We start from the raw sequence: 25,801 nt of genomic DNA on the forward strand, positions 1-25,801 counted from the left end.
GTCTTTAGTCACAGGTTCCGATTGGGCAGATGGGCAATTACGCACAACCGGTATCGCCCATGGACGCAAGCATAGGGGGCTTCAACGCATATGGGAAATTTCTCTGCCTGATGGGGGATATGTCTTTTTTCTATGGAACGGCGGCGTTTAAAAAGTAGGGTTATTTAATGTGCTAGTTAATGATTTTCATTCGTATCGCATGCATTCAATGTCATGAGAAAACGTGCCAGGGCCACCTCGGCCAGCTCCATGCGCTGGCGCGCCCGTGGCCGTGGCAGCGCGTGGAGCTCGCCCAGCACGAAGCGCTCCAGCAGCGCCGGGTGCACATAGCTGCGCCGGCATACGGCGGGGGTATTGCCCAGTCGCGACGCCACCTGCTTGAGCATGGCCACGATCTGTCGGCGCGCTTCGGTTTCCGGTTGCCATTGCAGCTCGCGCAGCAACTCCAGCGCCAGCGCGCTGCCGGCCCAGGTGCGATAGTCCTTGGCGGTGAAGTCGGCACCGGTCAATTGCTGCAGGTAGGCGTTCACGTCCGCCGAACCGACGGTGTGACATTGCCCCAGCGCGTCCTGCCACTGGAACAGGTCCTGGCCCGGCAGTTCCAGGCAGCGCTTGACGATGCGTGCCAGGCGCCGGTCCTTGAGGGTCACCTGGTGCTCGATGCCGCTCTTGCCGCGAAAGCGAAACCGTATCGCGCTGCCTTCGACCTGCACATGGCGAGTGCGCAGCGTGGTCAGCCCGTAGGAGCGGTTGTCGCGGGCATACTGACGGTTGCCCACGCGGATCAGCGTGTTGTCGAGCAGGCTGACCACCAGTGCCATGACCTTTTCGCGGTCCAGGCCGGGCCGCGCCAGGTGCTCGTCGAGTTGCTTGCGCAGCCGCGGCAGGCGTTTGGCGAAGGCCAGCATGCGGTCGTACTTGTGGCTGTCGCGCAGTTCGCGCCAGTCGGGGTGATAGCGGTACTGCTTGCGACCACGTGCGTCGCGTCCGGTGGCTTGCAGGTGGCCGCGCGGGTCGGCGCAGATCCATACATCGGTATAGGCCGGCGGTATGGCCAGCGCCTTGATGCGGGCCAGGGTATCCGGTGCGGTGATGCGCTGGCCGTGGGCGTCGAAATAGGCGAAGTGCTTGCGCAGCAGGCGCCGATGGAAACCGGGGCGGCTGTCATCCACGTAATGCAGGCCACTGGGCAAAGGGGGCAGGTCGACACTCATGCTGGGCGCTCGCGTAGGGGCTCTGACGATGGACAGCAGCCGTTCGCGCAAGTTAGCCCAGCAATGCCACCGATTTTATCTGCGCCCACAACTGCTGGCCTTCGTGCAGCCCCAGCTGGTCGCTCGAGTAGCGCGTCACCCGCGCCAGCAGGGCTGTGCCATCGGCGTCCAGGCTCACCAGCATCTGCGCCGGGTTGTCACCGGCGCGCAACGCGCACACGCGCACCGGCAGGCGGTTGAGAATGCTCGAACGGCTGTCGTCGGCCAGGCTCAGGCTCACGTCGCGTGCCTGGACCTTGACCCGCAGGCGCGCCCCCGGGGCCAGCGCCTCGTGGGTGAGGCGCAACCTGAGGTCGCTGCCCGGCAGTTTCAGGTCCAGCAACTGGTAGGCCGCGTCGTGGGCGTCCACCTCGCCCTCGATGACCACCCCGGCGTCCTCCTGCAGGGCCAGCGGCAGGTCCAGGCGGGCCAGGGTCTGGCTGATCGGCCCGCTGGCCTGCACCTTGCCCTGTTCGAGCAGCACCAGGTGATCGGCCAGGCGCGCCACTTCGTCCTGCGCATGGCTGACGTAGATCAGCGGGATCTGCAACTGGTCGTGCAGGCGCTCCAGGTACGGCAGGATCTCGCGTTTGCGCGGGCCGTCCAGGGCTGCCAGGGGTTCGTCCATCAGCAGCACCTTGGGGCTGGTGAGCAGCGCACGGGCGATCCCCACGCGCTGTCGTTCACCGCCCGACAGGGTGTCCGGCTTGCGCGCGAGCAGGTGGCTGATGCCCAGCAGCTCGCAGGCGTGCTCCAGGCCGACCTGGCGCTGGTGCTGGGCGATGCGTCGCCAGCCGAAGATCAGGTTGTTCTTCACGCTCAGGTGGGGGAACAGGCTGGCTTCCTGGAACACGTAGCCGATGGGGCGTTGGTGGGGCGGCATGAAGTACTGGCGTGCGGAATCCTGCCAGACCTCGCCATTGACCTCGATGTAGGCCTGGTCGGCCCGCTCCAGGCCTGCCAGGCAGCGCAGGCAGGTGGTCTTGCCCGAGCCCGAATGGCCGAACAGGGCGCTGACACCGCGCCCGGGCAGTTGCAGGTCGACATCCAGCCGGAAATCGTCGAAGGCCACCTGCAACCGGGCCTGGATCAATGCACTCATCGGTCAGCTCCAGGCCGGCTTGCCGCGGCGGCTGGCGTACAGCGCCAGCAGCACCAGGAACGAGAACACCAGCATGGCGCCGGCCAGCCAGTGGGCCTGCATGTACTCCATAGCCTCGACATGGTCGAAGATCTGCACGGAAACCACGCGGGTCTTGTCGGGAATATTGCCGCCGATCATCAGCACCACGCCGAACTCGCCGACGGTGTGGGCAAAGCCCAGGATGCTCGCGGTAATGAAGCCAGGGCGGGCCAGGGGCAGCACCACGCTGAAAAAGCAGTCCCACGGGCTGGCGCGCAAGGTGGCAGCCACCTCCAGCGGGCGTTCGCCAATGGCGCTGAAGGCGTTTTGCAGCGGTTGCACCACGAACGGCATCGAGTACACCACCGACCCGATCACCAGGCCTGTGAAACTGAACACCACGGTGCCCAGGCCCAGCGCCTGGGTGGCCTGGCCAAGCCAGCCGTGGGGGCCCAGGGCGATCAGCAGATAGAAGCCGATCACCGTGGGCGGCAACACCAGGGGCAAGGCCACGATCGCCCCGATCGGCCCGCGCAGCCAGGAGCGCGTGCGCGCCAGCCACCAGGCGATCGGGGTGCCGATCAGCAGCAGGATCAGGGTAGTCAGCGACGCCAGCTTGAACGTCAGCCAGATGGCGCCCAGGTCGCTGGCGTCCAGTGGCATCAGAGTTCGTAGCCGTACGACTTGATCACTTCAGCGGCCTTGGGGCCCTTGAGGTAATCGACCAGCGCCTTGGCGGCGGCGTTGTCCTTGCCCTTGTTGAGAATCACAGCGTCCTGCTTGATCGGGTCGTGCAGGTTGGCCGGCACGATCCAGGCCGAGCCATTGCTGACCTTGCCGTCCTTGTAGATCTGCGACAGGGCCACGAAGCCCAGCTCGGCGTTGCCGGTGGAAACGAACTGGAACGCCTGGGTGATGTTCTGGCCTTCGACCAGCTTGCCCTTGGTGGCCTCGGCCAGGTTCAGCTTGGCCAGTACCTGCGTGGCGGCCAGGCCGTAGGGCGCGGCCTTGGGGTTGGCGATGGACAGGTGCTTGTAGTCGTTTTTCTTCAGGACTTCGCCCTTGTCATCCACATAGCCCGCTTTGGGCGACCACAGCGCGAGGGTGCCGATGGCGTAGGTAAAGCGCGAGCCCTTGACGGTTTCGCCTTCGTTCTCGAGTTTTTCGGGGGTGGTGTCGTCGGCCGACAGGAACACCTCGAAGGGCGCGCCATTCTTGATCTGCGCGTAGAACTGCCCGGTAGCGCCGAAGGAGGCGACCAGCTTGTGGCCGGTGTCCTTTTCGAAATCCTTGGCAATAGCCTGGATGGGCGCGGTGAAGTTGGCCGCGACGGCCACCTGGACTTCATCGGCCCAGGCGCTGTTGAGGGTCAGCATGCCGAATACGGCGGTCAGGGCAAAACGAGGGGCGCGCATTCTCATCAAACAGCTCCATGTGCATGAGGTAATCGTTATGCATTGGAATATATAGCGATTGCCCGACAAACGGAAAGATCTGTTTTACCGTGACATCAATGCCAGCGCCTTTTCTGCCAGTTGGCGCGTCAGTTCGGCTGCCGGCAGGGTTTGGCCAAGGCGCAGCGCCTGGCCGGCCCACAGGTTGCTGAAATCGCTGTTGCCCTGCGGCTCGCTGATGGCGCGAAGGGGCATCAAGGCGCCGCCGGCCAGGGGGAAGGCAGGGGCCAGGGGGCTCATCGGGCCCAACTCACGCATGATGCGGGTATTGATGCCGCGTGCCGGGCGCCCGGTAAACAGGTTGGTGAGCGCGGTATCGCTGGCCTGTGCGCTGTGCAGTGCCTGGCGATGCGCGGCCGACACCTTGGCCTCGGGGCAGAACAGGTAGGCGGTGCCCACCTGAACGGCCGAGGCGCCCAGTGCGAAGGCCGCCACAACACCGCGGGCATCGCCGATGCCGCCAGCCGCGATCACCGGCACCTTGACCGCATCGGCCACCTGGGGCACCAGCGCCAGGGTGCCGATCTGGGTGGTGAGGTCATCGCTCAGGAACATGCCGCGGTGCCCACCTGCTTCATAGCCCATGGCGATGATCGCGTCGCAGCCATGGGCTTCGAGCCAGCGTGCTTCCTCGACCGTGGTGGCACTGGACAGTACCTTGGCCCCGCTGGCCTTGACCCGCGCCAGCAGCTCGGGCGCAGGCAGGCCGAAGTGAAAGCTCACCACTGCAGGCTTGCAGTCTTCCACCAAGGCACAGCCCGCTTCGTCGAAGGGCGCGCGATTGGAGACCGGGGTGGTGGCGCCGAAGTCGGCACCCACTTCTTCGTAGTACGGCTTGAGTGCCTGCTTCCAGCGGATTGCACGTTCGCCATCGGTGGCGGGTGGCCGATGGCAGAAGAAATTGAGGTTGAGCGGGCCGCGACTGGCCTGGCTGAAGGTCGCGATCTCCTGGCTTATCTGCTCGGGGGTGAGCATCGCGCATGGCAGCGAGCCCAGCCCCCCGGCGTTACTGACCGCGATGGCCATGGCCGACCCCGTGGCGCCCGCCATCGGTGCCTGGATGATGGGCAACTCGATACCGAGCAGGTCGAGGATACGTGGGTCCGGCCATTGGCTCATCGCGGGGCTCCTTGTGTGGGCGTGGGTTACAGCGCCTTGCTTACCTTGATATCGGTGATCTTGCTGAAGTCTTCGCCGTGCAGTTTGCGCAAGGCTTCCTCGACCTGCTGTGGCGCCGTGCTGCTGAGCACGGCGAAGTCGAAACGACGCTCGCCGTCGAGGTTGTACTTGATGACGTACTTGATGTTTTCGCTCATGGGGTTATCTCAGCTTCGACGACGAACGGCGGATGATCTTGATCGTGTGGGTGAAGGTCGGCTTGCTTACCGCCGACAGGGCACGGGGGCCAACGGTGTCGATGGTGATGTTCCAGAAGCCGTCGCTGGGCACGGTGATCTTCGCCGGGAAGTCGACGAAGGCGCCGCCGTGATAGGTATGCCGGCCGCCATTCTTGAAGCTGCGGAAGTTGGCATCGTTCATCAGGCGGATATTGCAGCGCTGGGAGCAGTGGATGACGACGATGTCGTCTTCATTGAGGTGCTCGCGCTGGTGTACGAATTTCATGTCGCTCTCCGCAAGGGATCTTTTGGCAAATCAAAACGATAGCACGATGTCGGGTTACACTGTGGGGCTGAGTGCCAAGGCCAGAGATAAAACTGCCAATCCAGGGAGCAAATCGGCCTGGCCATGGTCCAACGGTTTTTTATGGAGGGGTACCGATGAAATGGGTTGTACCAGCGCTGGCAGTTGCGCTGACCGGTTGTGCCAATGTAGCCGAAATCGAACAGAGCCCCGAGACCATGAGCGTGATCTCGGGCAAGTCGCCACGCGAGTTTGCCACCTGCGTTCAGCAAAAACTGGCTGATAGCCGTGGCCCGCTGACCATCGAGGAGCGGGGTAGCGGCCTGCGCGTGGTGGTTCCGCAGAAGCTCTCGGACAAGTCCCCGGCTGCAGTGCTGGAGATCAGCGAGCGCTCGAGTGGCAGCGCGGTCAAGTTGCATGAGCGGTTGAGCAATTTTCCCCTGCGCCCGGGGGATGTCAAAGCGGCTGTGAGCGTGTGCATCTCCAAGTGATTGCGTGAGCCGCGTTTAAACGATTCAGTGGTTGTCCCTGCATTTTTCTGTGCCTGCCCGCGTTGTAGCGCTGGCCGGATAGGCCTAGTATCGGTAGGCTTATATTTTATAAGTCTAAGCTTATAACAAGAAAAATGGAGTCCGTGATGATCCCACTGGATCGAATCCTGATAGGCAGCCTGCTGTTGCTTTCAATGCAAGCCGCCACTGCCGCCGATGGCCAGAAAATATTCACCCAGGGAGGGGAGAACCCCTCTGCCATGGCCTGCATGAGCTGCCATGGCCCCGATGGCCTGGGCATGGCCGCCGCCGGCTTCCCACGCCTGGCTGGCCTGCCGGCCGCCTATGTGAGCAAACAGCTCAAGGACTTTCGTGACGGCAGCCGCAAGCAGCCGATCATGGAGCCGCTGGCCAAGGCCCTGAGCGACGCCGAGATCAGCGCCATCAGCGCCACGCTGGCGGCAATGCCGGTGGCGCCCACCCCTGATACCCGTCGCCAGCAGATGGCAACCGACCCGGTCGAGTCGCTGGCGCTTTACGGCGACTGGAGCCGAGGCATCCCCGGGTGCGTGCAATGTCACGGGCCGGGTGGTGTGGGGGTAGGCGAGCACTTTCCGCCATTGGCCCACCAGCCTGCCAGCTACCTGGCCGGGCAACTTGACGCATGGCGCGACGGCCGGCGCAGCAACGACCCTAACCAGTTGATGGTCGGTGTCGCCAAAGCCCTGACCGATACCGAGGTCAAGGCGCTGGCTGAATACTTTGCCACCCGCGCCAGCCAGGAGGCCGCTCAATGAATCGCTTGCTACTCACTACCCTGACCCTGTTCATGGGCGGCGTTCAGGCGGCCCCGATCGCCATGGAAGACCAGTCGCAACTGAAGGTGGCGCCGGCCAGCACGCCGGCCAGCTTCAAGCCCCCCGCCGAAAGCGAGTTGCCCGACAACGCCTTCGGCAAGATGGTGCGCGACGGCTATGCGCTGTTCGTCGACACCAAGCGCCTGGCCCCCGAGTATGTGGGCAACGGCCTGAACTGCAGCAACTGCCACCTGGATCAGGGGCGGCTGGCGCATTCGGCGCCGCTGTGGGGGGCTTACCCGATGTACCCTGCCTATCGCAAGAAAAACGACAAGGTCAACACCTTTGCCGAGCGTATCCAGGGCTGCTTCCAGTTCAGCATGAACGGCAAGCCGCCGGCGGCCGACAGCCCCGAGATGACGGCGTTGTCGGTGTATGCCTACTGGCTGGCGAGCAAGGCACCGATCGGCGTCGAGACACCGGGGCGTGGCTACCCGGAGGTCGACAAGCCTGCGCAGGGCTATGACATCAAGCGCGGTGCCCAGGTGTATCAGCAGCAGTGCGCCATCTGCCACGGCGACAGCGGCCAGGGCCAGAAGGTGGCCAAGGACTATGTGATGCCACCGCTGTGGGGCAAGGACTCCTACAACTGGGGTGCCGGCATGCACCGCATCAACACGGCGGCCTCGTTCATCAAGCACAACATGCCGCTGGGCAAGCCAGGCACGCTGACCGACCAGCAGGCCTGGGACGTGGCGGCCTTCATCAACGCGCATGAGCGCCCTCAGGACCCGCGCCTGGTCGAAGGCTCGGTGGAAAAAACCCGGCTCAAGTTCCACGCCAATGACGGCGTCAACCTCTATGGCCAGAAGGTCGACGGGGTGCTGATCGGGCAGGGCACAGGCGGCTAGAACGCTCGCCCATCCGCGTATCCAGGCCTGCCTGCGGGCCTGGATACGCGGATTATTTGCAACCTGCGGGAACTATCTACACTGAGTTTTTCTCTATCATTCATTCGGCCGGGCCACGGGGGCATTGTAAGCGCATCGCCGCCTGATTAGACTGCGCCGAATTTCGTACTGCACAGCCCCTTGTTAAGGACGTTTATGATCAAGAAATGCTTGTTCCCGGCAGCCGGTTACGGCACCCGCTTCCTGCCAGCAACCAAAGCCATGCCAAAGGAAATGCTGCCAGTGGTGAACAAGCCACTGATCCAGTACGGCGTTGAAGAAGCGCTGGACGCTGGGTTGAACGAAATCTCCATTGTCACCGGCCGCGGCAAGCGCGCTCTGGAAGACCATTTCGACATCAGCTACGAGCTGGAAAACCAGATCAAGGGCACCGACAAGGAAAAGTACCTGGTCGGTATTCGTCGCCTGCTCGACGAGTGCTCGTTCTCCTACACCCGCCAGACCGAAATGAAAGGCCTGGGCCACGCGATCCTGACCGGTCGCCCGCTGATCGGTGACGAGCCGTTTGCCGTGGTGCTGGCCGACGACCTGTGCGTCAACCTCGACGGTGACGGCGTGCTCAAGCAGATGGTCAAGCTGTACAAGCAGTACCGCTGCACCATCGTTGCGATCATGGAAGTCGACCCGCAGGAAACCAGCAAGTACGGTGTGATCGCCGGCGACCTGATCGGCGACGACCTGTACCGTGTACGCAACATGGTCGAGAAGCCAAAGCCGGAAGACGCCCCGTCGAACCTGGCGATCATCGGCCGCTACATCATGACCCCGGACATCTTCAAGCTGATCGAAGAGACCGAGCCGGGCAAGGGCGGTGAAATCCAGATCACCGACGCCCTGATGAAGCAGGCCCAGGACGGCTGCGTGATTGCCTACAAGTTCAAGGGCAAGCGTTTCGACTGCGGTGGCGCCGAGGGTTACATCGACGCGACCAACTTCTGCTTCGAAAATTTCTACAAGACCGGCAAGGCCTACTGAGTTCACTCGGTCGGTTGCGTCACAAAGCCACCTTCGGGTGGCTTTTTTGTTTATGGGCCTGGCTGGCGGTATGCTGGCGGCCTGCCAAGGAGACTGATATGGCCTACGATTTTGATCTGTTCGTGATTGGCGCCGGTTCCGGCGGTGTGCGTGCAGCACGTTTTGCTGCCGGTTTCGGCGCAAAAGTGGCGGTGGTCGAAAGCCGCTACCTGGGCGGCACTTGTGTCAACGTCGGCTGCGTGCCGAAAAAACTGCTGGTGTACGGCGCGCACTTTGCCGATGACTTCGAGCAGGCGGCAGGCTACGGCTGGTCGCTGGAAGATGCACAGTTCGACTGGGCACAGCTGATCGCCAACAAGAACCGTGAAATCGAGCGGCTCAACGGCATCTACCGCAACCTGCTGGTCAACAGTAGCGTGACCCTGCTCGAAGGCCACGGCCGCCTCACCGGGCCCCATGAGGTCGAGGTGGACGGCACGCGCTACAGCGCGAAGAACATCCTGATCGCCACCGGCGGCTGGCCACAGATTCCGGACATCCCCGGGCGCGAGCTGGCCATCAGTTCCAACGAGGCGTTCTACCTCAAGACCTTGCCCAAGCGTGTGCTGGTGGTGGGGGGTGGTTACATCGCGGTGGAGTTCGCCGGAATCTTCCAGGGGCTGGGCGCCAAGACCAGCTTGCTCTACCGGGGCGACCTGTTCCTGCGCGGCTTCGATGGCGCAGTGCGCATGCACCTGAAGGAAGAGCTGGAAAAACGCGGTCTCGACCTGCAGTTCAACAGCGACATCCAGCGTATCGACCAGCAGCCCGATGGCAGCCTCAAGGCGACCCTCAAGGATGGTCGCGAGCTGATTGCCGACTGCGTGTTCTACGCCACCGGCCGGCGCCCCATGCTCGACAACCTGGGGCTTGAGAACACCGAAGTGCAACTGGACAAGCGCGGCTACGTGCAGGTCGATGACCAGTACCAGACCGACGAGCCGTCGATTCTGGCCATTGGCGATGTGATCGGCCGCGTGCAGCTCACTCCGGTGGCCCTGGCCGAAGGCATGGCCGTGGCGCGGCGCCTGTTCAAGCCGGAGCAGTATCGCCCGGTGGATTACCGGAACATCCCGACGGCGGTGTTCAGTCAGCCGCCGATCGGCACCGTGGGCCTGACCGAGGAGCAGGCGCTGGAGGCGGGGCACAAGGTGCAGATCTTCGAAAGCCGCTTCCGGCCAATGAAGCTGACCCTCACCGACGTGCAGGAGAAGACCCTGATGAAACTGGTGGTCGATGCCGACACCGACCGCGTGCTGGGCTGTCACATGGTCGGGCCGGATGCCGGCGAGATCATCCAGGGCCTGGGCATCGCGCTCAAGGCCGGGGCGACCAAGCAGCAGTTCGACGAAACCATCGGTGTGCACCCGACAGCCGCGGAGGAGTTCGTGACCCTGCGTACGCCTACGCGCTAAGCGGTGCTTCCAGCGCGGATCCAGCCCCCTCCCACAGCGATTGCAACGGTCTTTGTGGGAGCGGGCTTGGCCCGCGATCGCATCAACATAAATCGTCTATCCGTACTGAGCTTTATAGCCAAAACCAATCACCAGCATCAGCTTTGCCAATGAGCGCTATCGGCGATGAATGGTTAGGATTCTCCCATCAAGTTTTTCAACCCTGAGGAGAGTCACCGATGCCTATCATCAACAGCCAGGTCAAACCGTTCAACGCTACTGCCTACCACAACGGCGAATTCGTCCCTGTTTCCGAAGCCGACCTGAAGGGCAAGTGGTCCGTGGTGTTCTTCTACCCGGCCGACTTCACCTTCGTCTGCCCGACCGAACTGGGCGACCTGGCCGACAACTACGCTGAATTCAAGAAGCTGGGCGTGGAAATCTACGGTGTGTCGACCGACACCCACTTCACCCACAAAGCCTGGCACGACACCTCGGAAACCATCGGCAAGATCCAGTACCCGCTGATCGGTGACCCGACCCACGTCATCTCGCGCAACTTCGACGTGCTGATCGAAGAAGCCGGCCTGGCCGACCGCGGTACCTTCGTGATCAACCCTGAAGGCCAGATCAAGATCGTCGAACTCAACGACGGCGGTGTAGGCCGTGATGCCAGCGAGCTGCTGCGCAAGGTCAAGGCTGCCCAGTACGTCGCTGCCCACCCAGGCGAAGTCTGCCCGGCCAAGTGGAAAGAAGGCGAAGCTACCCTGGCGCCATCTCTGGACCTGGTCGGCAAGATCTAAGACCGTGAACCAGCCGAGGGCGGGCCACCGCACCTGAAGTCTGTCCCGCCCCGCAAAACGCCCGGGCGACTCTGCCCGGGCGTTGTTTTTTCTACCGTTTGAAAAGGAATCGCCCGTATGTTGGACGCCACGCTTAAAACTCAGTTGAAAGCCTACCTGGAGCGGGTCACCCAGCCGATCGAGATCGTTGCCTCCCTCGACGACGGCGCGAAGTCCCGTGAAATGCACGACCTGCTGCGGGAAATCGCCAGCCTGTCGGATCTGATTACCTTGCGCGAGGACGGTGCCGACGCCCGTCGCCCGTCGTTCTCGCTCAATCGCCCGGGGGGCGATATCAGCTTGCGCTTTGCCGGCATCCCCATGGGCCACGAATTCACCTCGCTGGTGCTGGCGCTGCTGCAAGTCGGTGGCCACCCCTCCAAGGCGAGCGCCGAGCTGATCGAACAGGTCGCCGGGCTCAAGGGTGAGTTCAACTTCGAAACCTACTTCTCGCTGTCGTGCCAGAACTGCCCGGACGTGGTGCAGGCGCTGAACCTGATGGCGGTACTCAACCCCAACGTGCGCCATGTGGCCATCGACGGCGCGCTGTTCCAGGCCGAAGTCGAGGCACGCCAGGTGATGGCAGTGCCCAGCGTCTACCTCAATGGCGAGGTGTTCGGCCAGGGCCGAATGGGCCTGGAGGAGATCGTCGCCAAGCTCGACACCGGCACCAGCGAGCGCCAGGCCGAGAAACTCAACGCCAAGGACGCCTTCGACGTGCTGGTGGTCGGTGGTGGGCCGGCAGGCGCGGCAGCAGCGATCTACGCGGCCCGCAAAGGCATTCGCACCGGCGTGGCTGCCGAGCGCTTCGGCGGGCAGGTGCTGGACACCATGGCCATCGAGAACTTCATCTCCGTGCAGGAGACCGAAGGGCCGAAGCTGGCCATGGCGCTGGAAGAGCACGTCAAGCAGTACGACGTCGACATCATGAACCTGCAGCGCGCCGATGCGCTGGTGCCGGGCCAGGACGGCGCGCTGCACCAGGTGCGCATGGCTAACGGTGCCACGCTCAAGGCCAAGACCGTGATCCTGGCCACCGGCGCACGCTGGCGCGAGATGAACGTGCCGGGCGAAAAGGAGTACCGCAGCCGTGGCGTGGCCTACTGCCCGCACTGCGACGGCCCGCTGTTCAAGGGCAAGCGTGTGGCGGTGATCGGTGGTGGCAACTCCGGCGTGGAGGCGGCCATCGACCTGGCCGGCATCGTCGCCCATGTCACGCTGATCGAGTTCGACAGCCAGTTGCGTGCCGACGCGGTGCTGCAGCGCAAGCTGCACAGCCTGGCCAACGTGACCGTGATCACCAGCGCCTTGACCACCGAAGTGCTGGGCGACGGCCAGAAGGTCAACGGGCTGCGCTACAAGGACCGCAACAGCGACGTGCAGCATGACATCGCGCTGGAAGGGATCTTCGTCCAGATCGGCCTGCTGCCCAACACCGATTGGCTCAAGGGCACCCTCGAGCTGTCGCCCCGTGGCGAGATCATTGTCGATGCGCGTGGCCAGACCAGCGTGCCGGGCGTGTTTGCCGCCGGTGACGTGACCACGGTGCCCTACAAACAGATCGTGATCGCGGTGGGTGAGGGTGCCAAGGCGTCGCTGGCAGCGTTCGACCACCTGATCCGTACCAGCGCTCCGGCCTGAGGCGCATCGCCGGCCTTGCCGGCCTGTGACGGTGCAACAACGCAAAAGCCCTGACAGGTCAGCCTGTCAGGGCTTTTGCGTGGCCTATTCGAACAGCGGCCGGCCCTTGTCCAACTGCTGGTCGACCAGCGACTTGCCCAGTGCAATCGACGCGCGCTGGGCGTTTTCCAGGTCGGCCAGAAACAGCGGCGCGTGGGCACACAATCGCCGGGTGCTGTGCTTGTCTGGGGAGGTGATGCGGCATCCGACTTCGAACGGCAGGGGAATGCCGGCATGCGGAACCACGTTTGCCGTGACCGTGTAGTTGCGGTGGACACATTCAAGGGTGTGCATGAGCGCTACCTCGCTGTGGTGACTTCAACCGGTATCAGCTCCGGTATACCACAGCCAGGTGCGCGGGGGCGGCGCGCCGACGAGCGCGCCCCCGGGGCCGCTGTCAGAACTCGGTCGGCTGGATGATCTCTACCCAGTAATCGTCCGGGTCCTTGATGAAGGCCAGGTGCTTCATGCGCCCGTCGCTCAGGCGCTTCTGGAAGTTCACGCCCAGCTGTTCGAAGCGCTCGCAGGCCGCGCGGATGTCCGGTACGGCGATGCAGATATGGCCGAAACCGCGCGGGTCGGTGTTGCCGTTGTGGTAGGCGAACGCGGGATCGTTTTCGGTGCCGTGGTTGTGGGTCAGTTCGAGGATGCCCGGGATCGACTTCATCCACTCGGTACGCTTGGCCGGGTCGGCCGGAATCTGCGCCTTGTCCACCAGCGCCAGGAAGTACAGGCTGAATTCGGCTTCCGGGAAGTCGCGTTTTTCCACGAGGCTGAAGCCCAGAACGCGAGTGTAGAAGTCCAGGGACTTGGCGACGTCCTTGACCCGCAGCATGGTGTGGTTGAACACGAAGTTGTGGGTCGCGGCATCCGGTTGCGCGGTGACGCCGGGGAGGGTGTCGAGGTTTTGCAGGCTCATGGGCACTCCGCAGATAGGGCCGGCGCTTGGCGCGCCAGCAAAACAGTCAGGGAGCAATGATACGGAACTGAAGCGATTGCGCAAACGGTTTGCGCCCCGTCGGCCAGGCCTGACGGGGCGCAAGAATTAGAAGCCCGCCGAAGCGGGCGTATGGGGCGCTAATCCTTTAGCAGTCTTCATCCTGAGCCAGTACATGTGAAAAAAGTGTGAAGTACTGTTTCACTTGCGCAACCAGCTGTCGACTGTCTGTGCGCCGTACTCCTGCTTCCATGCCTTGAGGCCGTGATGATTGCCGCCCTTGGTTTCGATCAGCTCGCCGGTATGCGGGTTTTCATAGACTTTCACCACGCGCGCACGGCGTTGTTTCGGCGCGCTGGCAGGCCGGCGCGTAGTGGCCGCCGGGTCGAGAATATTGATGATGTCGCGCAAGCCCTTGTCATAGGTTTTCATCAGGCTGACAAGTTTCTGCTCGAATTCGATTTCCCGTTTGAGGCCGGCGTCTTTTTTCAGTGCCTCCAGTTGAGCAAGCTGTTCCTGAAGGGCTTTTTCGGCAGCACGAAACTCTGCAAGTCTGGACACTGTCATCTCTCCTGTTGGTCGGTAAGGGCCGTGCGCGGCGCAACCGCTTGAGGCCGCTATTGATGCCGCGTCACCGGGTAGAAAACAAACAACACAGTAAAAAGAGTGTAGTCAATCGCCCTGCGATAAACATCAAACTTTTACGACAACACACTACGGAACTTTCTTATTGCACAGTGCTCGCCACACTAAAGAATTAATTACCGCATCGGCATCTGTTCTAGACCATGGTCCAATGGCCCGTGCCAGAGCGCTTTGGAGACAATAAGCGGTCGCTGCCTAGTTGTGTGCAGCGGCCCTTGCCCAGCCCCGTCGGGGCTGATGGATACCTTGCCCTTCGTTCTGGATACTGCTTTTCATGCGTGCCCCAACTCCCTTCATTGCCCAACGCCCGGTGGTCGGCGCGTTGTTGTCCTTCGTTACTGTTTCGGCCCAGGCCAGTGGTTTCCTGCAAGACAGCAGTGTCAACATCGAGGCGCGCAATGTGTATTTCAATCGTGACTTTCGTGACGGTCACACCGCCTCCTCCCAGGGCGCGTCGAAACGTGAAGAGTGGGCGCAGGGTTTCATACTCAACGCGCAGTCCGGGTATACCCAGGGCACCGTGGGCTTTGGTATCGATGCGCTGGGCATGCTGGGTTTCAAACTCGATTCCAGCCCGGCCGACAGCAACAGCGGGCTGCTGCCTTCCAGCGGCCACAACCCGCGCCATTCGGCCGATCAGTACGCAAAACTGGGTGTGGCCGGCAAGGTGCGTTACTCGCAGACCGTATTGAAATACGGTGCCATGCTGCCGGACATGCCGCTGCTCAAGTACAACGACGGGCGCCTGTTGCCCACCATGTTCCATGGCGCGATGCTGACGTCCAGAGAGGTCGACAACCTCACCTTCAGCGCCGCGCGGCTCGACAAGTACACCGCCCGCGATTCGACCGACCAGCAAGATATCCGCGTGCACTGCAAGAACAAGCGCTATGCCTGCGACACCCGCGCCGACCACTTCGACACGGCCGGGCTGGAGTACCGCTTCAACGAGCACCTGAGCGCGCAGTACCAGGTGGCCAAGCTCGAAAACATCTATCGCCAGCATTTCCTCGGGCTGGTGGCCAGCCAGCCCTTGAGCGTGGGCCGCCTCTCGGCCGACCTGCGCCTGATCAAGAGCGACGACATCGGTCGTGCCCGTGCCGGCGACATCGACCACCGTGCCTTCAGCGCCATGCTTGGCTACAGCCTGGGCGGGCACAAGCTCAGCGCCGGCTGGCAGCGCATGTACGGCGAGAACGCCATGCCGTACCTCGATGGCAGCAATCCCTACCTGGTCAACTACGCCCAGGTCAACGACTTCGCTGCGGCCCAGGAGCGGTCCTGGCAGGTGCGCTACGACTACGACTTCAAGGCAGTAGGGCTCGAAGGCCTGAGCTTCCTGACCCGCTACATCAGCGGCGATCACGTCAAGGTGCCGGGCAGCCCGGCACAGGGCAAGGAATGGGAGCGCGACAGCGAACTCAAGTACCAGGTGCAGAGCGGCACCTTCAAGGACGTCAGCGTGCGCCTGCGCAACTCCACCTACCGCAGCAACTACGAGAAATTCGCCCGCGACATGGATGAGACCCGGGTGATCGTCAGCTACAACTTCTCCGTACTGTAGGCGCAGGCTTTGCCAAGTGGCGCGGGCCGGTCGACAATGGCCGCGCGCCCCTGGGAGAGCTTGCGATGAAACACCTGCTGCTGATTGGAATAGGCCCGGGCAACCCCCGGCAGATCACCCTCGAAGCCATCGACAGCCTGAACCGCGCCGACGTGTTCTTCGTGCTGGACAAGGGCGCCGCCAAGGACGACCTGCTGCGCCTGCGCAAGGAGCTGCTGGAGCGCCACGTCACCCGGCCCTATCGCCTGGTGCAGGTCGAAGACCCGCAACGCGACGCGGCGGCTGCAGACTACGTCGGTGCCGTGGAGGACTGGCACCGCCAGCGCGCTGCGCTGTATGGGCGCCTGCTGCACGACGAGCTTGCCGAGGGGCAATGCGGCGCGTTCCTGCTGTGGGGCGAGCCGACGCTTTACGACAGCACCCTGCGCATTCTGGAGCGGGTGGCGCAGCCGGCGTTCAGCCTTGAAGTCATCCCCGGCATCAGCAGCGTCCAGGCCCTGGCGGCCGCTCACCGCATTGCACTGAACCGTATCGGCGAGCCGCTGCATATCCTGCCGGGCCGACGCCTGGCTGATGAGTCAGGCATCGACAACGTGGTGGTGATGCTGGACGGGCAATGCGCCTTTGCCGAACTGGACGATCCGCACCTGCACATCTATTGGGGCGCCTACCTGGGCACTGCCGACGAGCTGCTGATCGAGGGGCCGCTGATGCAGGTCAAGGCGCAGATCCTGGCGCAGCGCGAGCAGGCCCGCGCGCGCAAGGGCTGGATCATGGACACGTATCTGCTGCGCCGCCGCTAGGCCGGTTCTTGGCCTCGATCCACTGGGCCATGTACTGGGTGCTCTTGTGGTGATGGTGGCGCAGCATGGCCCCGGTGAAGTTGTACAGGCGCTGTTCATCCAGGTGCGCCAGCGTGTGTTCGATGCGCTGCACCAGGGCCTGGCCGTGCCAGCGCCTGTCGTAGCGGGCGCTCAGCAGCTGGCGCCCGTCGCGCTGGGCCTGCTCCCAGCGCGGTTGCTCGCTGTAGAGCCGCGCCGCGGCATCGGCCAACCCTTCGGCGGTGTCGGCCACCAGGCCTGGCCAGGGCAGGTCGCCGTGCATGGCCTCGGCGCCAATCGGGGTGGTCACGCTGGGCGTGCCACACAGCATTGCATCGGTCAGCTTGCCCTTGATGCCGGCGCCAAAGCGCAGCGGGGCCAGGCACACCCGTGCGCCGCTCATCACCTGCAGGGCGTCCTCAGCCCAGTTCATCACGTGAAACCCTTCGGCAGCATTGTGCAGCGCGGTGGCCTTGGGCGGCGTGTAGGCACCATAGATGTGCAACTGGGCCTTGGGCAGGCGACGGCGGATCATCGGCCACAGGCTGTGCTTCATCCACAGCACCGCATCCCAGTTCGGCGCGTGGCGGAAGTTGCCGATGCTGAGAAAGTGCTCGCGTTCCGCGAACGGCCTGAAGGCTTCGGTGGGCGGCGCCAGCATCAGCGGGCACCAGTGCAGCAACGCCTCGGGCACGCCGAAGCCATTGACCAGCAGGTCTATCTCGACATCCGAGATCATCAGGCTCAGGTCGCTGCGGTAGATCGCCGCCAGTTCGCGCTGGGCCAGGTCGGCACCGGCCATCTGGCGATACAGGTCGGGGCCCGAGGTGTTGAACAGCGCGCGAAAGTCGTTGCTGTCCAGGCCCTCGGCCAGGCGCCGGCGCAGCAACTGATGACGGGCATCGCGCAGGCTCTGCAGGTCGGAGGTCTCGAGCACGCGCAGGGCCGCTGGGCAATGCTTCTCGACGCGCCAGCCGAACTGCTCCTCCATCATGAAGCGATCGAACAGCACCACGTCGGGGGCAAGGTCGGCGATGAAACGGTCGAAACTGGCGTTGTTCAGCTCGATGGCCTGCTCGGCGATGCCCAGGCTCGCGAGGTCGGCCTTGTGTTCGCCGATGGCTGCGGGGCTGCTGAAGGTGATGCGCCAGCCGCGCTCCAGAAAACACTCCAGCAGCTGCATCATGTGCCCGCCGGCGGCCGAGGAGCGGGGTTCGGGCCAGACATAGCCGATGACCAGGACGTGGAGGGCGGTTGGGTGCATGGGGAGGGCGGGCCTTTGGGCAAAAAAGGCGTATTAAACCAGAATCCAGGCCACCCGTTTCGGCCGCTTCGGCGGCAGGCCGGCTCCCGCAGGTACAGCGGTGCGGGAGCCGGCGCGCCTAGAGGGCCAGAATCGAGGTCACCTTGTCGCGCAGCTGGTCGATGCTGAACGGCTTGCCGATCATGTGCATGCCCTCGGGCACATCGAAGCTGTCGGCATAGCCACTGGCGAACAGGATGGGCAACAGCGGCCGCAGTTCGCGGGCCTTGCCCGCCAGTTGCTTGCCGTCCATGTCGGGCAAGCCGACATCGGTCATCATCAGGGCAAGGGGTTTGTCCGGGTTGCCCAGCACTTGCAGCGCTTCTTCGGCATCTTTGGCCTCCACCACCTGGTAACCCAGTTCATCGAGCACATCCACCATCAGCATGCGCACGATGGCGTCGTCTTCGACGACCAGAAGAGGGTGATTATCGGGCATGGCAGGATCCTGTGAAAATGGGTGACACACTATCTGTAAACAGCACGCGGTGCTTAGTTCCCTGGATCGTCAAACGTACCAGCCAGTGAGCATAGCGGGCTCTGGCCAAACAGGGAACGTTTGGCGCAGCACTGGCTCAAATACGGGCTCGATGCCCGGCCAACACGGGCGCGGCGCCACGCTGCGGGCATTGAACTGGCGGAAAACTGGAACAATTGCTCGAAAATCCGTCACACTCTTTCGTTCGTCTACTTGCTCGGGCCTTTCCAATGAGTCAACCAGCCTCGACCGATCAGCAGAGCTTTCGCAAGCTGCTGAGCCGCAACATCGGCCTGCCCCTGGGGGTCGGTCTGATCAGTGCGGTGGTTTTCGTCGCCGTGATTGCCTACCTGCTGTCGGTCATCCAGTGGGTCGCCCACACCGACCGGGTGATCAACAACGCCAACGAGGCGGTCAAGCTGTCCATCGACATGGAAACCGGCATGCGCGGGTTCCTGCTCACCGGCGACGAGCAGTTCCTCGACCCCTATGAAGTGGCCAAGCCACGCATACAGGCCGAACTCGAGACGCTCAAGGAACTGGTGGCCGACAACCCGCAGCAGGTCGACCGCCTGAGCCGCCTGCAAGCCCTGCAGGCCGCCTGGAACAACTTCGGCAAGGACATGATCGCCCTGCGCCGCGCCAACGACGACTACCGCACGCCCATCAAGCTCGGTCAGGGCAAGCGCCTGACCGACGAGATCCGCAAGGAGTTCGACGATTTCGTCGCGATGGAGCAACAGCTGCGTCTTGCCCGCAACGATCAGGTCAGCAACACCACGAAGTGGTCCATTTCCCTTTACCTGGCCTTCGTGGTGCTGCTCAGCGCATTGCTGGCCTATATCGGCCGCCGCGACCTGCTCAACCTGTCCAGCAACTACGCGGCCAACCTGGAGGCCCAGCAGCGCGCTGCCGAGCGCCTCGAACAGCAGGCCTGGCAGCGCGCCGGGCAATCGCGTCTGGCCGAGCAGGTGCTGGGGCAACTGACCCTGCCGATGCTGGGCAACAACATCCTGCAGTTCTTCGCCCATTACCTGGGCAGCGTGGTGGCGGCTGTGTACGTGCGCGACGAGCATGGCAGCCTGCGCCGCGTGGCCAGCTACGGCTTCTCCCGCGAGCAGCAGGGGCAGGAGCAGGTCGTCGGCGCCCAGGAGGGCATCCTTGCCCAGGCCGTGGCGCAACGTCGCCTGATGCGCCTGGACGAGGTGCCGCAGGACTACTTCAAGGTCAGCTCCGGGCTGGGCGAGGGTTGCCCGCGCAACGTGCTGGTGATTCCGGCGATCAACGACGGCCAGGTCAATGGCGTGGTCGAGCTGGGCTTTCTGCGCGCAGTGGAGGACCGCGACATCGAGTTCCTCGAGCGGTTGGCCGACAACCTGGGCACCTCCATCGAGAGTGCGCGCTATCGCCAGCGCCTGCAGGAAGTGCTGGCCGAAACCCAGCAGCTCAACGAGGAGCTGCAGGTGCAGCAGGAAGAGCTCAAGACCGCCAACGAAGAGCTCGAGGAACAGTCCCGGGTGCTCAAGGAGTCCCAGGCCCATCTGGAGACGCAGCAGGCCGAGCTGGAGCAGACCAACGAGCAACTGGCCGAGCGTACCGACGCGCTGGCCGAGCAGCGCGATGCGCTGGACCGCAAGAACGGCGAGCTGAACCGGGTGCAGGTCGAGTTGCAGGAGCGTGCAGAGGAACTGCAGCGCTCGAGCAAGTACAAGTCCGAATTCCTCGCCAACATGTCCCACGAGCTGCGCACCCCGCTCAACAGCTCGCTGATCCTGGCCAAGCTGCTGGCCGAGAACCCGCAGGACAACCTCAGCGCCGAGCAGGTCAAGTTCGCCGAGTCGATCTATTCGGCCGGCAACGACCTGCTCAACCTGATCAACGACATTCTCGACATCGCCAAGGTCGAGGCCGGCAAGCTCGATGTACGCGCCGAAACCACCCACATCAGCCGCATGGCCGAAGGCCTGCGCAGCCTGTTCGAGCCGCTGGCGCAGCAGAAGCAGTTGGCCTTCAGCGTCACCGTAGAGCCGCAGGTGCCGGCCACCCTGTTCACCGATCGACAGCGCCTGGAGCAGATCCTCAAGAACCTGCTGTCCAACGCGCTGAAGTTCACCGAGCGCGGCCAGGTGGCGCTGACCATCGGCTACCAGGCCGGCACCGGCATCGTGTTCTCGGTGCGCGACAGTGGCATCGGCATTGCAGACGACCAGCAGCAGAGCATCTTCGAAGCCTTCCACCAGGCCGACGGCACCACCAACCGGCGCTACGGCGGCACGGGCCTGGGGCTGTCGATTTCCCGTGACCTGGCGCAGTTGCTGGGCGGCCAGATCCGTGTCGAAAGCCAACTGGGCCAGGGCAGCGTGTTCAGCCTGATACTGCCCGAGTCGTACGAGCCGAGCGTCGAGGCGCAGCCGCTGGCACTGGTGGCCCGCGCCGCCGCGCCGTTGCCCGTGGCGGCCCCCGTCGTGCTGCCGGCCGCCGAAGCCCCGCGCCCGACGGCCAGCTTCGCCGACGACCGTCACCTGGCACCGTTCAGCAACCGCTGCATCCTGGTGATCGAGGACGAGCCCAACTTTGCCCGCATCCTCTTCGACCTGGCCCACGAACTGGGCTACAGCTGCCTGGTGGCCCAGGCCGCCGACGAAGGCTTCGAACTGGCGGCCAGCTACATCCCCGACGCCATCCTGCTGGACATGCGCCTGCCCGACCATTCCGGCCTAACCGTGCTGCAGCGGCTCAAGGAGCAGGCGTCCACCCGGCACATACCGGTGCACATCATCTCGGTCGAGGACCGTGTCGAGGCGGCCATGCACATGGGCGCGATCGGCTATGCGGTCAAGCCCACCAGCCGCGAGGAGCTCAAGGCCGTGTTCGGCCGCCTGGAAGCCAAGCTGACCCAGAAGCTCAAGCACATCCTGCTGGTGGAAGACGATGACCTGCAGCGCGAAAGCATCGCCCGCCTGATCGGCGACGAAGACATCAAGATCACCGCAGTGGGCATGGCTCAGGAAGCCCTGGAGCTGCTGCGCGAGAACATCTACGACTGCATGATCATCGACCTCAAGCTGCCCGACATGCTCGGCAACGAGCTGCTCAAGCGCATGACCGCCGACGATATCCGCTCGTTCCCGCCGGTGATCGTCTACACCGGGCGCAACCTGACCCGCGACGAAGAGGCCGACCTGCTCAAGTACTCGCGCTCGATCATCATCAAGGGCGCGCGTTCACCCGAGCGGTTGCTGGATGAAGTCACGCTGTTTCTGCACAAAGTCGAGTCGACGCTGTCCCATGAACGTCAGCGCATGCTCAAGACCGCGCGCAGCCGCGACAAGGTGTTCGAGGGGCGCAAGATCCTGCTGGTGGACGACGACGTGCGCAACATCTTCGCGCTCACCAGTGCGCTGGAGCACAAGGGCGCGATCGTGGAGATCGGTCGCAATGGCCGCGAGGCCATCGAAAAACTCGAGCAGGTCAGCGATATCGACCTGGTGCTGATGGACGTGATGATGCCGGAGATGGACGGCTATGAAGCCACCCGGCGCATTCGCAAGGACCCGCGCTGGCGCAAGCTGCCGATCATCGCCGTCACCGCCAAGGCCATGAAGGATGACCAGGAGCGCTGCCTGCAGGCCGGCGCCAACGACTACCTGGCCAAGCCGATAGAGCTGGACCGGCTGTTCTCCCTGATTCGGGTATGGCTGCCGCAACTGGAGCGAATTTGAGTATCGAACGTAACACCGACATTGAAATCCGGCTGCTGATCGAGGCGATCTACCTCAAGTACAGCTATGACTTTCGCGACTATTCCGGCGCTTCGATCAAGCGCCGGGTGCTGCATGCCGTGCGCCAGTTCGAATGTGCCACGGTGTCGGCCCTGCAGGAACGGGTGCTGCACGACCCGAGTGTGTTCATGCAGTTGCTGCAGTACCTCACCATCCCGGTGAGCGAGATGTTTCGCGACCCCGGTCACTTCCTCGCGCTGCGCGAGGAGGTGGTGCCGCACCTCAAGACCTGGCCCTCGATCAAGATCTGGATTGCCGGCTGCAGCACGGGCGAGGAGGTCTACTCCATGGCCATCCTGCTGCGCGAAGAGGGGCTGCTCGAACGCACCATCATCTACGCCACCGACATCAACCCCAGCTCGCTGGAAAAGGCCAAGCAGGGCATCTACTCGATGCAGAACATGCGCGAGTACACCGAGAACTACCAGAAGGCCGGCGGGCGCCGGGCCTTCAGCGACTACTACACTGCCGCCTATGGCAACGCGATCATCGACAGCAGCCTGCGCGAAAACGTGACCTTCGCCGACCACAGCCTGGCCACCGACAGCGTGTTCTCCGAAACCCAGCTGATCTCGTGCCGCAACGTGCTCATCTACTTCAACAAGACCCTGCAGGACCGGGCCTTCGGTCTGTTTCACGACTCGCTGTGCCACCGTGGCTTTCTGGTGCTGGGCAGCAAGGAAACACTGGATTTTTCCGCTTACGCCAACCGCTTCGACGCGCTGGTCAAGCCAGAACGGATCTACCGAAAGTCATGAAAGGCACCGATGCGATCGTGGTGGGGGCTTCAGCCGGGGGCGTGTCGGCGCTGCTCACGGTGTTTGCCGCCTTGCCCGCCGACTACGCCATTGCGCTGCTGTGCGTGCTGCACCTGCCCGACGACCGCCACAGCCAGCTGGCCGAAGTCTTCAGCCGCCGCTTGCAGCGCCCCGTGCAGGAGGCCCGCGACAAGGAAAGCGTGGTGCCGGGGATGATCTACGTGGCCGGCCCCGGCTATCACCTGTCGGTGGAGCGTGACCGCAGCCTGTCCCTGAGCCAGGAGGACCGCGTGCACTTTTCCCGGCCCTCGATCGACATCCTCTTCGAGTCGGCCGCCGATGCCTATGGCGACGGCCTGGTCGGCGTGTTGCTGACCGGCGCCAACGAAGACGGTGCGCGCGGGCTGGCGCGCATCAAGGAGCACGGCGGTACTACCCTGATTCAAGACCCGCATGAGGCGCAAGTCGCGGTCATGCCCGAGGCGGCGCTGGCGCTGCACCGGCCCGACCACATACTCCCATTGAATGGCATCGGGCAATTGCTCGCCAAGCTGGAACCACGTGCATGCTAAGCCATATCCAAGCAAACCTGCTGATCGTCGACGACCTGCCGGAAAACCTGCTGGCGCTCGAGGCGCTGATCAAGGGGCCGGACCGCAACGTGTACCAGGCGCAATCGGCCGACCATGCGTTGTCGCTGTTGCTCGAGCACGAGTTCGCGCTGGCCATCCTCGACGTCCAGATGCCCGGAATGAACGGTTTCGAACTGGCCGAGATGATGCGCGGTACGGAAAAGACCAAGAACATTCCCATCGTGTTCGTGAGCGCTGCGGCGCGCGAGATGAACTACGCCTTCAAGGGCTACGAGAGCGGCGCGGTGGACTTCCTGCACAAGCCGCTGGACACCCAGGCGGTGAAGAGCAAGGTGGCGGTGTTCATCGACCTGTACCGCCAGCGCAAGGCCCTCGGCCAGCAGTTGGAGGCCCTGGAGCGCAGCCGCCAGGAGCAGGAGCTGCTGCTGGCGCAGCTGCAGGTCACGCGCAGCGAGCTGGAACACGCGGTACGCATGCGCGACGACTTCATGTCGATCGTCTCCCACGAGGTGCGCACACCGCTCAACGGTCTGATACTGGAGACCCAGCTGCGCAAGCTGCACCTGGCGCGCAACAACGCCGATGCCTTCACCCTGGACAAGATGCACGCCATGGTCGAGCGTGACGAGCGCCAGATCAACAGCCTGATCCGGCTGATCGAAGACATGCTCGACGTGTCGCGCATCCGTACCGGCAAGCTGTCGATCCGGCCCGCATCGTTCGACCTGTGCCAGCTGGTCAGCGGCCTGGTCGAGAACTTCGCCGCCCAGGCGGCTGCGGTCGACTCGAGCATCAGCCTGCAGGCCGGCGCCGAACTGGTCGGCTACTGGGACGAGTTTCGTATCGAGCAGGTGATCGCCAACCTGCTCACCAACGCCCTGCGCTATGGCGCCAAGTCGCCGGTGCAGGTGCGCGTGTTCGAGGAGCAGGGCATGGCCTGCGTGCAGGTGCGCGACCATGGCATCGGCATCAGTGCCGAGAACCAGCAGCGCATCTTCCAGCAGTTCGAGCGGGTATGCTCCAACCAGAGCAGTGCCGGCCTGGGGCTGGGCCTGTATATTTCCGAACAGATCGTGCTGGCCCATGGCGGCAGCATCACGGTCAGCAGTACCGAGGGCCAGGGCGCGACATTCAGCGTGCGCCTGCCACTGGTACGCAGCCCGCAAGAAAGTGGCGCGCAGCAGGCAACCTCTGCGTGAGGCCGGGGTCGTATAGCGATCCCCCATGAATCAAATACGAGTTGAAGGCATTGGCATGAGTGAAGATGCGCAAGATGTAGTACTGGTCGTCGAAGACGAACCGGTCATTCGCATGATCCTGAAGGACTATCTTCAAGGCGAGGGCTATCACGTGCTGGTGGCCGAAGATGGCGAGCAGGCATTCAAGATCCTGGCCAGCAAGCCGCACCTGGACCTTATCGTGACCGACTTCCGCCTGCCGGGCGGCATTTCAGGGGTACAGATCGCCGAACCTGCGGTCAAGCTGCGCCCGGACCTGAAGGTGATCTTCATCAGCGGCTACCCGGCGGAGATCCGCGAGTCGGGCAGCCCGATCGCGTTCAAGGCACCGATCCTGGCCAAGCCGTTCGACCTGGACAGCTTGCGCGACCAGATTCAGGAACTCCTGAAATAGGCCTGACGTTGGCGTGAGTTCAAGCGGCAGCGTCCAGCGCACCGGTCTGCAGGGTGCGCTCTATCGCCCCTAGCAGCATGTTTTCCATCAGCGCCAGGCGTTGTGGCTGCCCCAGCGGTGAGGCCTGCAACCAGCCGGGCAGGCTGTTGAGCAGCGTGGCGATGACATGGCCGGTCGCCTCCCGGGCCGGCGGCGGCAGGGCCGCGTGAGGGGCGATCAGCTGCAACAGGCGGGTTTCGTATTCACGGCGCAGCTGGGCGATGCGTGCCTGTTGTTCCTCGCTCAGGCAGCACAGGTCACGTTCGGCCAGGCGAAACTGCAACGGGCGCTCGGCATGCAGCGCCCAGTGTGCCTTTATCACCCGGCTCAACGCCGTGGCCTCGGGCTTGCCGCGTCCACGGGGCTGCAGGGTGGCCAGCAACTCCTCGAACAGCTCTTCGATCAGGTCGAACAGCAGGTGCTGCTTGCTCGGGAAGTGGTGATACAGCGAGCCCGCCGTCAGCCCCAGGTGGCTGGCCAGTTCACGCATGCTGACCTGGCCGAACCCCTTGACCGCAAAGAGTTCGAGTGCCTTGTCCCGACGTTCTTCAAAGTTGGCGCAACGTTCGGCGCAGGTCTGCGGCATGCC

Annotated in this window: 27 protein-coding genes; 14 read left to right on the forward strand and 13 right to left on the reverse strand. The window is 63.6% G+C overall.

Annotation, left to right across the window (positions count from 1 at the left end; all coding sequences use genetic code 11):
* Positions 1 to 176: 176 nt before the first annotated feature.
* The 7 genes from KH389_RS10945 to KH389_RS10975 all read right to left on the reverse strand — a co-directional run bounded on the left by KH389_RS10945 (position 177) and on the right by KH389_RS10975 (position 5,453).
* Positions 177 to 1,214, reverse strand: coding sequence for a DNA topoisomerase IB (locus KH389_RS10945; protein ID WP_054914302.1), 1,038 nt, complete (start codon positions 1,212 to 1,214; stop codon positions 177 to 179).
* Positions 1,215 to 1,266: 52 nt separating this feature from the next.
* Positions 1,267 to 2,355 carry a molybdenum ABC transporter ATP-binding protein gene (modC, locus tag KH389_RS10950; RefSeq protein ID WP_078481840.1) on the reverse strand — a complete coding sequence of 363 codons (1,089 nt, stop codon included), beginning with the start codon at positions 2,353 to 2,355 and terminating at the stop codon, positions 1,267 to 1,269.
* A 3-nt stretch (positions 2,356 to 2,358) separates the two neighbouring features.
* A complete protein-coding gene (gene modB, locus KH389_RS10955; protein WP_054914304.1) occupies positions 2,359 to 3,039 on the reverse strand; it encodes a molybdate ABC transporter permease subunit in 681 nt (226 codons plus the stop codon).
* Positions 3,039 to 3,797 carry a molybdate ABC transporter substrate-binding protein gene (gene modA, locus KH389_RS10960; RefSeq protein WP_058540359.1) on the reverse strand — a complete coding sequence of 253 codons (759 nt, stop codon included), beginning with the start codon at positions 3,795 to 3,797 and terminating at the stop codon, positions 3,039 to 3,041. Before modA ends, modB begins: the two co-directional genes overlap by 1 nt.
* A 78-nt stretch (positions 3,798 to 3,875) precedes the next feature.
* Positions 3,876 to 4,949, reverse strand: coding sequence for an NAD(P)H-dependent flavin oxidoreductase (locus KH389_RS10965; RefSeq protein WP_213607347.1), 1,074 nt, complete (start codon positions 4,947 to 4,949; stop codon positions 3,876 to 3,878).
* A 26-nt stretch (positions 4,950 to 4,975) separates the two neighbouring features.
* Positions 4,976 to 5,146, reverse strand: a complete 171-nt coding sequence (locus KH389_RS10970) for a hypothetical protein (protein ID WP_088514404.1) — start codon at positions 5,144 to 5,146, stop codon at positions 4,976 to 4,978.
* Positions 5,147 to 5,150: 4 nt separating this feature from the next.
* On the reverse strand, positions 5,151 to 5,453 hold the full coding sequence (locus KH389_RS10975; protein ID WP_043861737.1) for a DUF1883 domain-containing protein: 303 nt from the start codon (positions 5,451 to 5,453) through the stop codon (positions 5,151 to 5,153).
* 155 nt (positions 5,454 to 5,608) lie between these two features.
* Between KH389_RS10975 and KH389_RS10980 the strand changes: the two genes are divergently transcribed.
* The 7 genes from KH389_RS10980 to ahpF all read left to right on the forward strand — a co-directional run bounded on the left by KH389_RS10980 (position 5,609) and on the right by ahpF (position 12,621).
* Positions 5,609 to 5,962, forward strand: a complete 354-nt coding sequence (locus KH389_RS10980) for a hypothetical protein (protein WP_043861738.1) — start codon at positions 5,609 to 5,611, stop codon at positions 5,960 to 5,962.
* Between the two features lie 146 nt (positions 5,963 to 6,108).
* Positions 6,109 to 6,759, forward strand: a complete 651-nt coding sequence (locus tag KH389_RS10985) for a c-type cytochrome (RefSeq protein WP_213607348.1) — start codon at positions 6,109 to 6,111, stop codon at positions 6,757 to 6,759.
* Positions 6,760 to 6,821: 62 nt separating this feature from the next.
* On the forward strand, positions 6,822 to 7,670 hold the full coding sequence (locus tag KH389_RS10990; protein WP_370409331.1) for a c-type cytochrome: 849 nt from the start codon (positions 6,822 to 6,824) through the stop codon (positions 7,668 to 7,670).
* A gap of 195 nt (positions 7,671 to 7,865) precedes the next feature.
* Positions 7,866 to 8,705, forward strand: a complete 840-nt coding sequence (galU, locus tag KH389_RS10995) for a UTP--glucose-1-phosphate uridylyltransferase GalU (protein WP_043861741.1) — start codon at positions 7,866 to 7,868, stop codon at positions 8,703 to 8,705.
* 98 nt (positions 8,706 to 8,803) lie between these two features.
* Positions 8,804 to 10,159, forward strand: a complete 1,356-nt coding sequence (gene gorA, locus KH389_RS11000; protein WP_213607349.1) for a glutathione-disulfide reductase — start codon at positions 8,804 to 8,806, stop codon at positions 10,157 to 10,159.
* Between the two features lie 218 nt (positions 10,160 to 10,377).
* Complete coding sequence (ahpC, locus tag KH389_RS11005; protein ID WP_043861743.1) at positions 10,378 to 10,941, forward strand: alkyl hydroperoxide reductase subunit C; 564 nt, start codon at positions 10,378 to 10,380, stop codon at positions 10,939 to 10,941.
* 117 nt (positions 10,942 to 11,058) lie between these two features.
* Positions 11,059 to 12,621, forward strand: coding sequence for an alkyl hydroperoxide reductase subunit F (gene ahpF, locus KH389_RS11010; protein ID WP_058540356.1), 1,563 nt, complete (start codon positions 11,059 to 11,061; stop codon positions 12,619 to 12,621).
* Positions 12,622 to 12,705: 84 nt separating this feature from the next.
* On the opposite strand, the gene KH389_RS11015 is transcribed toward ahpF, so the two are convergent.
* The 3 genes from KH389_RS11015 to KH389_RS11025 form a co-directional block, all read right to left on the reverse strand.
* Positions 12,706 to 12,954, reverse strand: a complete 249-nt coding sequence (locus KH389_RS11015) for a hypothetical protein (protein WP_213607350.1) — start codon at positions 12,952 to 12,954, stop codon at positions 12,706 to 12,708.
* A gap of 103 nt (positions 12,955 to 13,057) precedes the next feature.
* Complete coding sequence (gloA, locus tag KH389_RS11020) at positions 13,058 to 13,579, reverse strand: lactoylglutathione lyase (RefSeq protein ID WP_043861746.1); 522 nt, start codon at positions 13,577 to 13,579, stop codon at positions 13,058 to 13,060.
* 219 nt (positions 13,580 to 13,798) lie between these two features.
* Entirely contained in the window at positions 13,799 to 14,158 is a 360-nt protein-coding gene (locus KH389_RS11025) for a histone-like nucleoid-structuring protein, MvaT/MvaU family (protein ID WP_043861747.1), read from the reverse strand.
* A 358-nt stretch (positions 14,159 to 14,516) separates the two neighbouring features.
* On the opposite strand from KH389_RS11025, the gene KH389_RS11030 reads away from it, so the two are divergent.
* Both KH389_RS11030 and cobF read left to right on the forward strand, forming a co-directional pair.
* Entirely contained in the window at positions 14,517 to 15,806 is a 1,290-nt protein-coding gene (locus tag KH389_RS11030) for an OprD family porin (protein WP_043861748.1), read from the forward strand.
* 65 nt (positions 15,807 to 15,871) lie between these two features.
* Complete coding sequence (cobF, locus tag KH389_RS11035) at positions 15,872 to 16,609, forward strand: precorrin-6A synthase (deacetylating) (RefSeq protein ID WP_043861749.1); 738 nt, start codon at positions 15,872 to 15,874, stop codon at positions 16,607 to 16,609.
* Here the strand turns inward: cobF and KH389_RS11040 are convergent.
* Entirely contained in the window at positions 16,578 to 17,891 is a 1,314-nt protein-coding gene (locus KH389_RS11040; protein WP_054914312.1) for a glycosyltransferase, read from the reverse strand. The genes cobF and KH389_RS11040 overlap by 32 nt on opposite strands.
* A gap of 118 nt (positions 17,892 to 18,009) precedes the next feature.
* On the reverse strand, positions 18,010 to 18,369 hold the full coding sequence (locus tag KH389_RS11045; RefSeq protein WP_043861751.1) for a response regulator: 360 nt from the start codon (positions 18,367 to 18,369) through the stop codon (positions 18,010 to 18,012).
* Between the two features lie 269 nt (positions 18,370 to 18,638).
* Here KH389_RS11045 and KH389_RS11050 point away from each other — a divergent pair, with 269 nt between their 5' ends.
* The 5 genes from KH389_RS11050 to KH389_RS11070 are packed head-to-tail and all read left to right on the forward strand — an operon-like array spanning position 18,639 to position 25,173.
* Positions 18,639 to 22,130: a response regulator gene (locus KH389_RS11050; RefSeq protein ID WP_213607351.1), complete on the forward strand. Its 3,492-nt coding sequence runs from the start codon at positions 18,639 to 18,641 to the stop codon at positions 22,128 to 22,130.
* Positions 22,127 to 22,948, forward strand: a complete 822-nt coding sequence (locus KH389_RS11055; RefSeq protein ID WP_043861753.1) for a CheR family methyltransferase — start codon at positions 22,127 to 22,129, stop codon at positions 22,946 to 22,948. The genes KH389_RS11050 and KH389_RS11055 overlap by 4 nt, the downstream gene beginning before the upstream one ends.
* Complete coding sequence (locus KH389_RS11060; RefSeq protein ID WP_043861754.1) at positions 22,945 to 23,520, forward strand: chemotaxis protein CheB; 576 nt, start codon at positions 22,945 to 22,947, stop codon at positions 23,518 to 23,520. Before KH389_RS11055 ends, KH389_RS11060 begins: the two co-directional genes overlap by 4 nt.
* Positions 23,514 to 24,740 (forward strand): hybrid sensor histidine kinase/response regulator, encoded by a 1,227-nt coding sequence (locus KH389_RS11065; protein WP_043861755.1) that lies wholly within the window; start codon positions 23,514 to 23,516, stop codon positions 24,738 to 24,740. The genes KH389_RS11060 and KH389_RS11065 overlap by 7 nt, the downstream gene beginning before the upstream one ends.
* Positions 24,741 to 24,795: 55 nt before the next feature.
* Positions 24,796 to 25,173, forward strand: a complete 378-nt coding sequence (locus tag KH389_RS11070) for a response regulator (RefSeq protein ID WP_043861756.1) — start codon at positions 24,796 to 24,798, stop codon at positions 25,171 to 25,173.
* Between the two features lie 19 nt (positions 25,174 to 25,192).
* Here KH389_RS11070 and KH389_RS11075 read toward each other — a convergent pair whose 3' ends face one another.
* Entirely contained in the window at positions 25,193 to 25,798 is a 606-nt protein-coding gene (locus KH389_RS11075; RefSeq protein WP_043861757.1) for a TetR/AcrR family transcriptional regulator, read from the reverse strand.
* Positions 25,799 to 25,801 lie beyond the last annotated feature (3 nt).

This window comes from Pseudomonas qingdaonensis (genome assembly GCF_018398475.1).
In the GTDB taxonomy this organism is placed as follows: domain Bacteria; phylum Pseudomonadota; class Gammaproteobacteria; order Pseudomonadales; family Pseudomonadaceae; genus Aquipseudomonas; species Aquipseudomonas palmensis.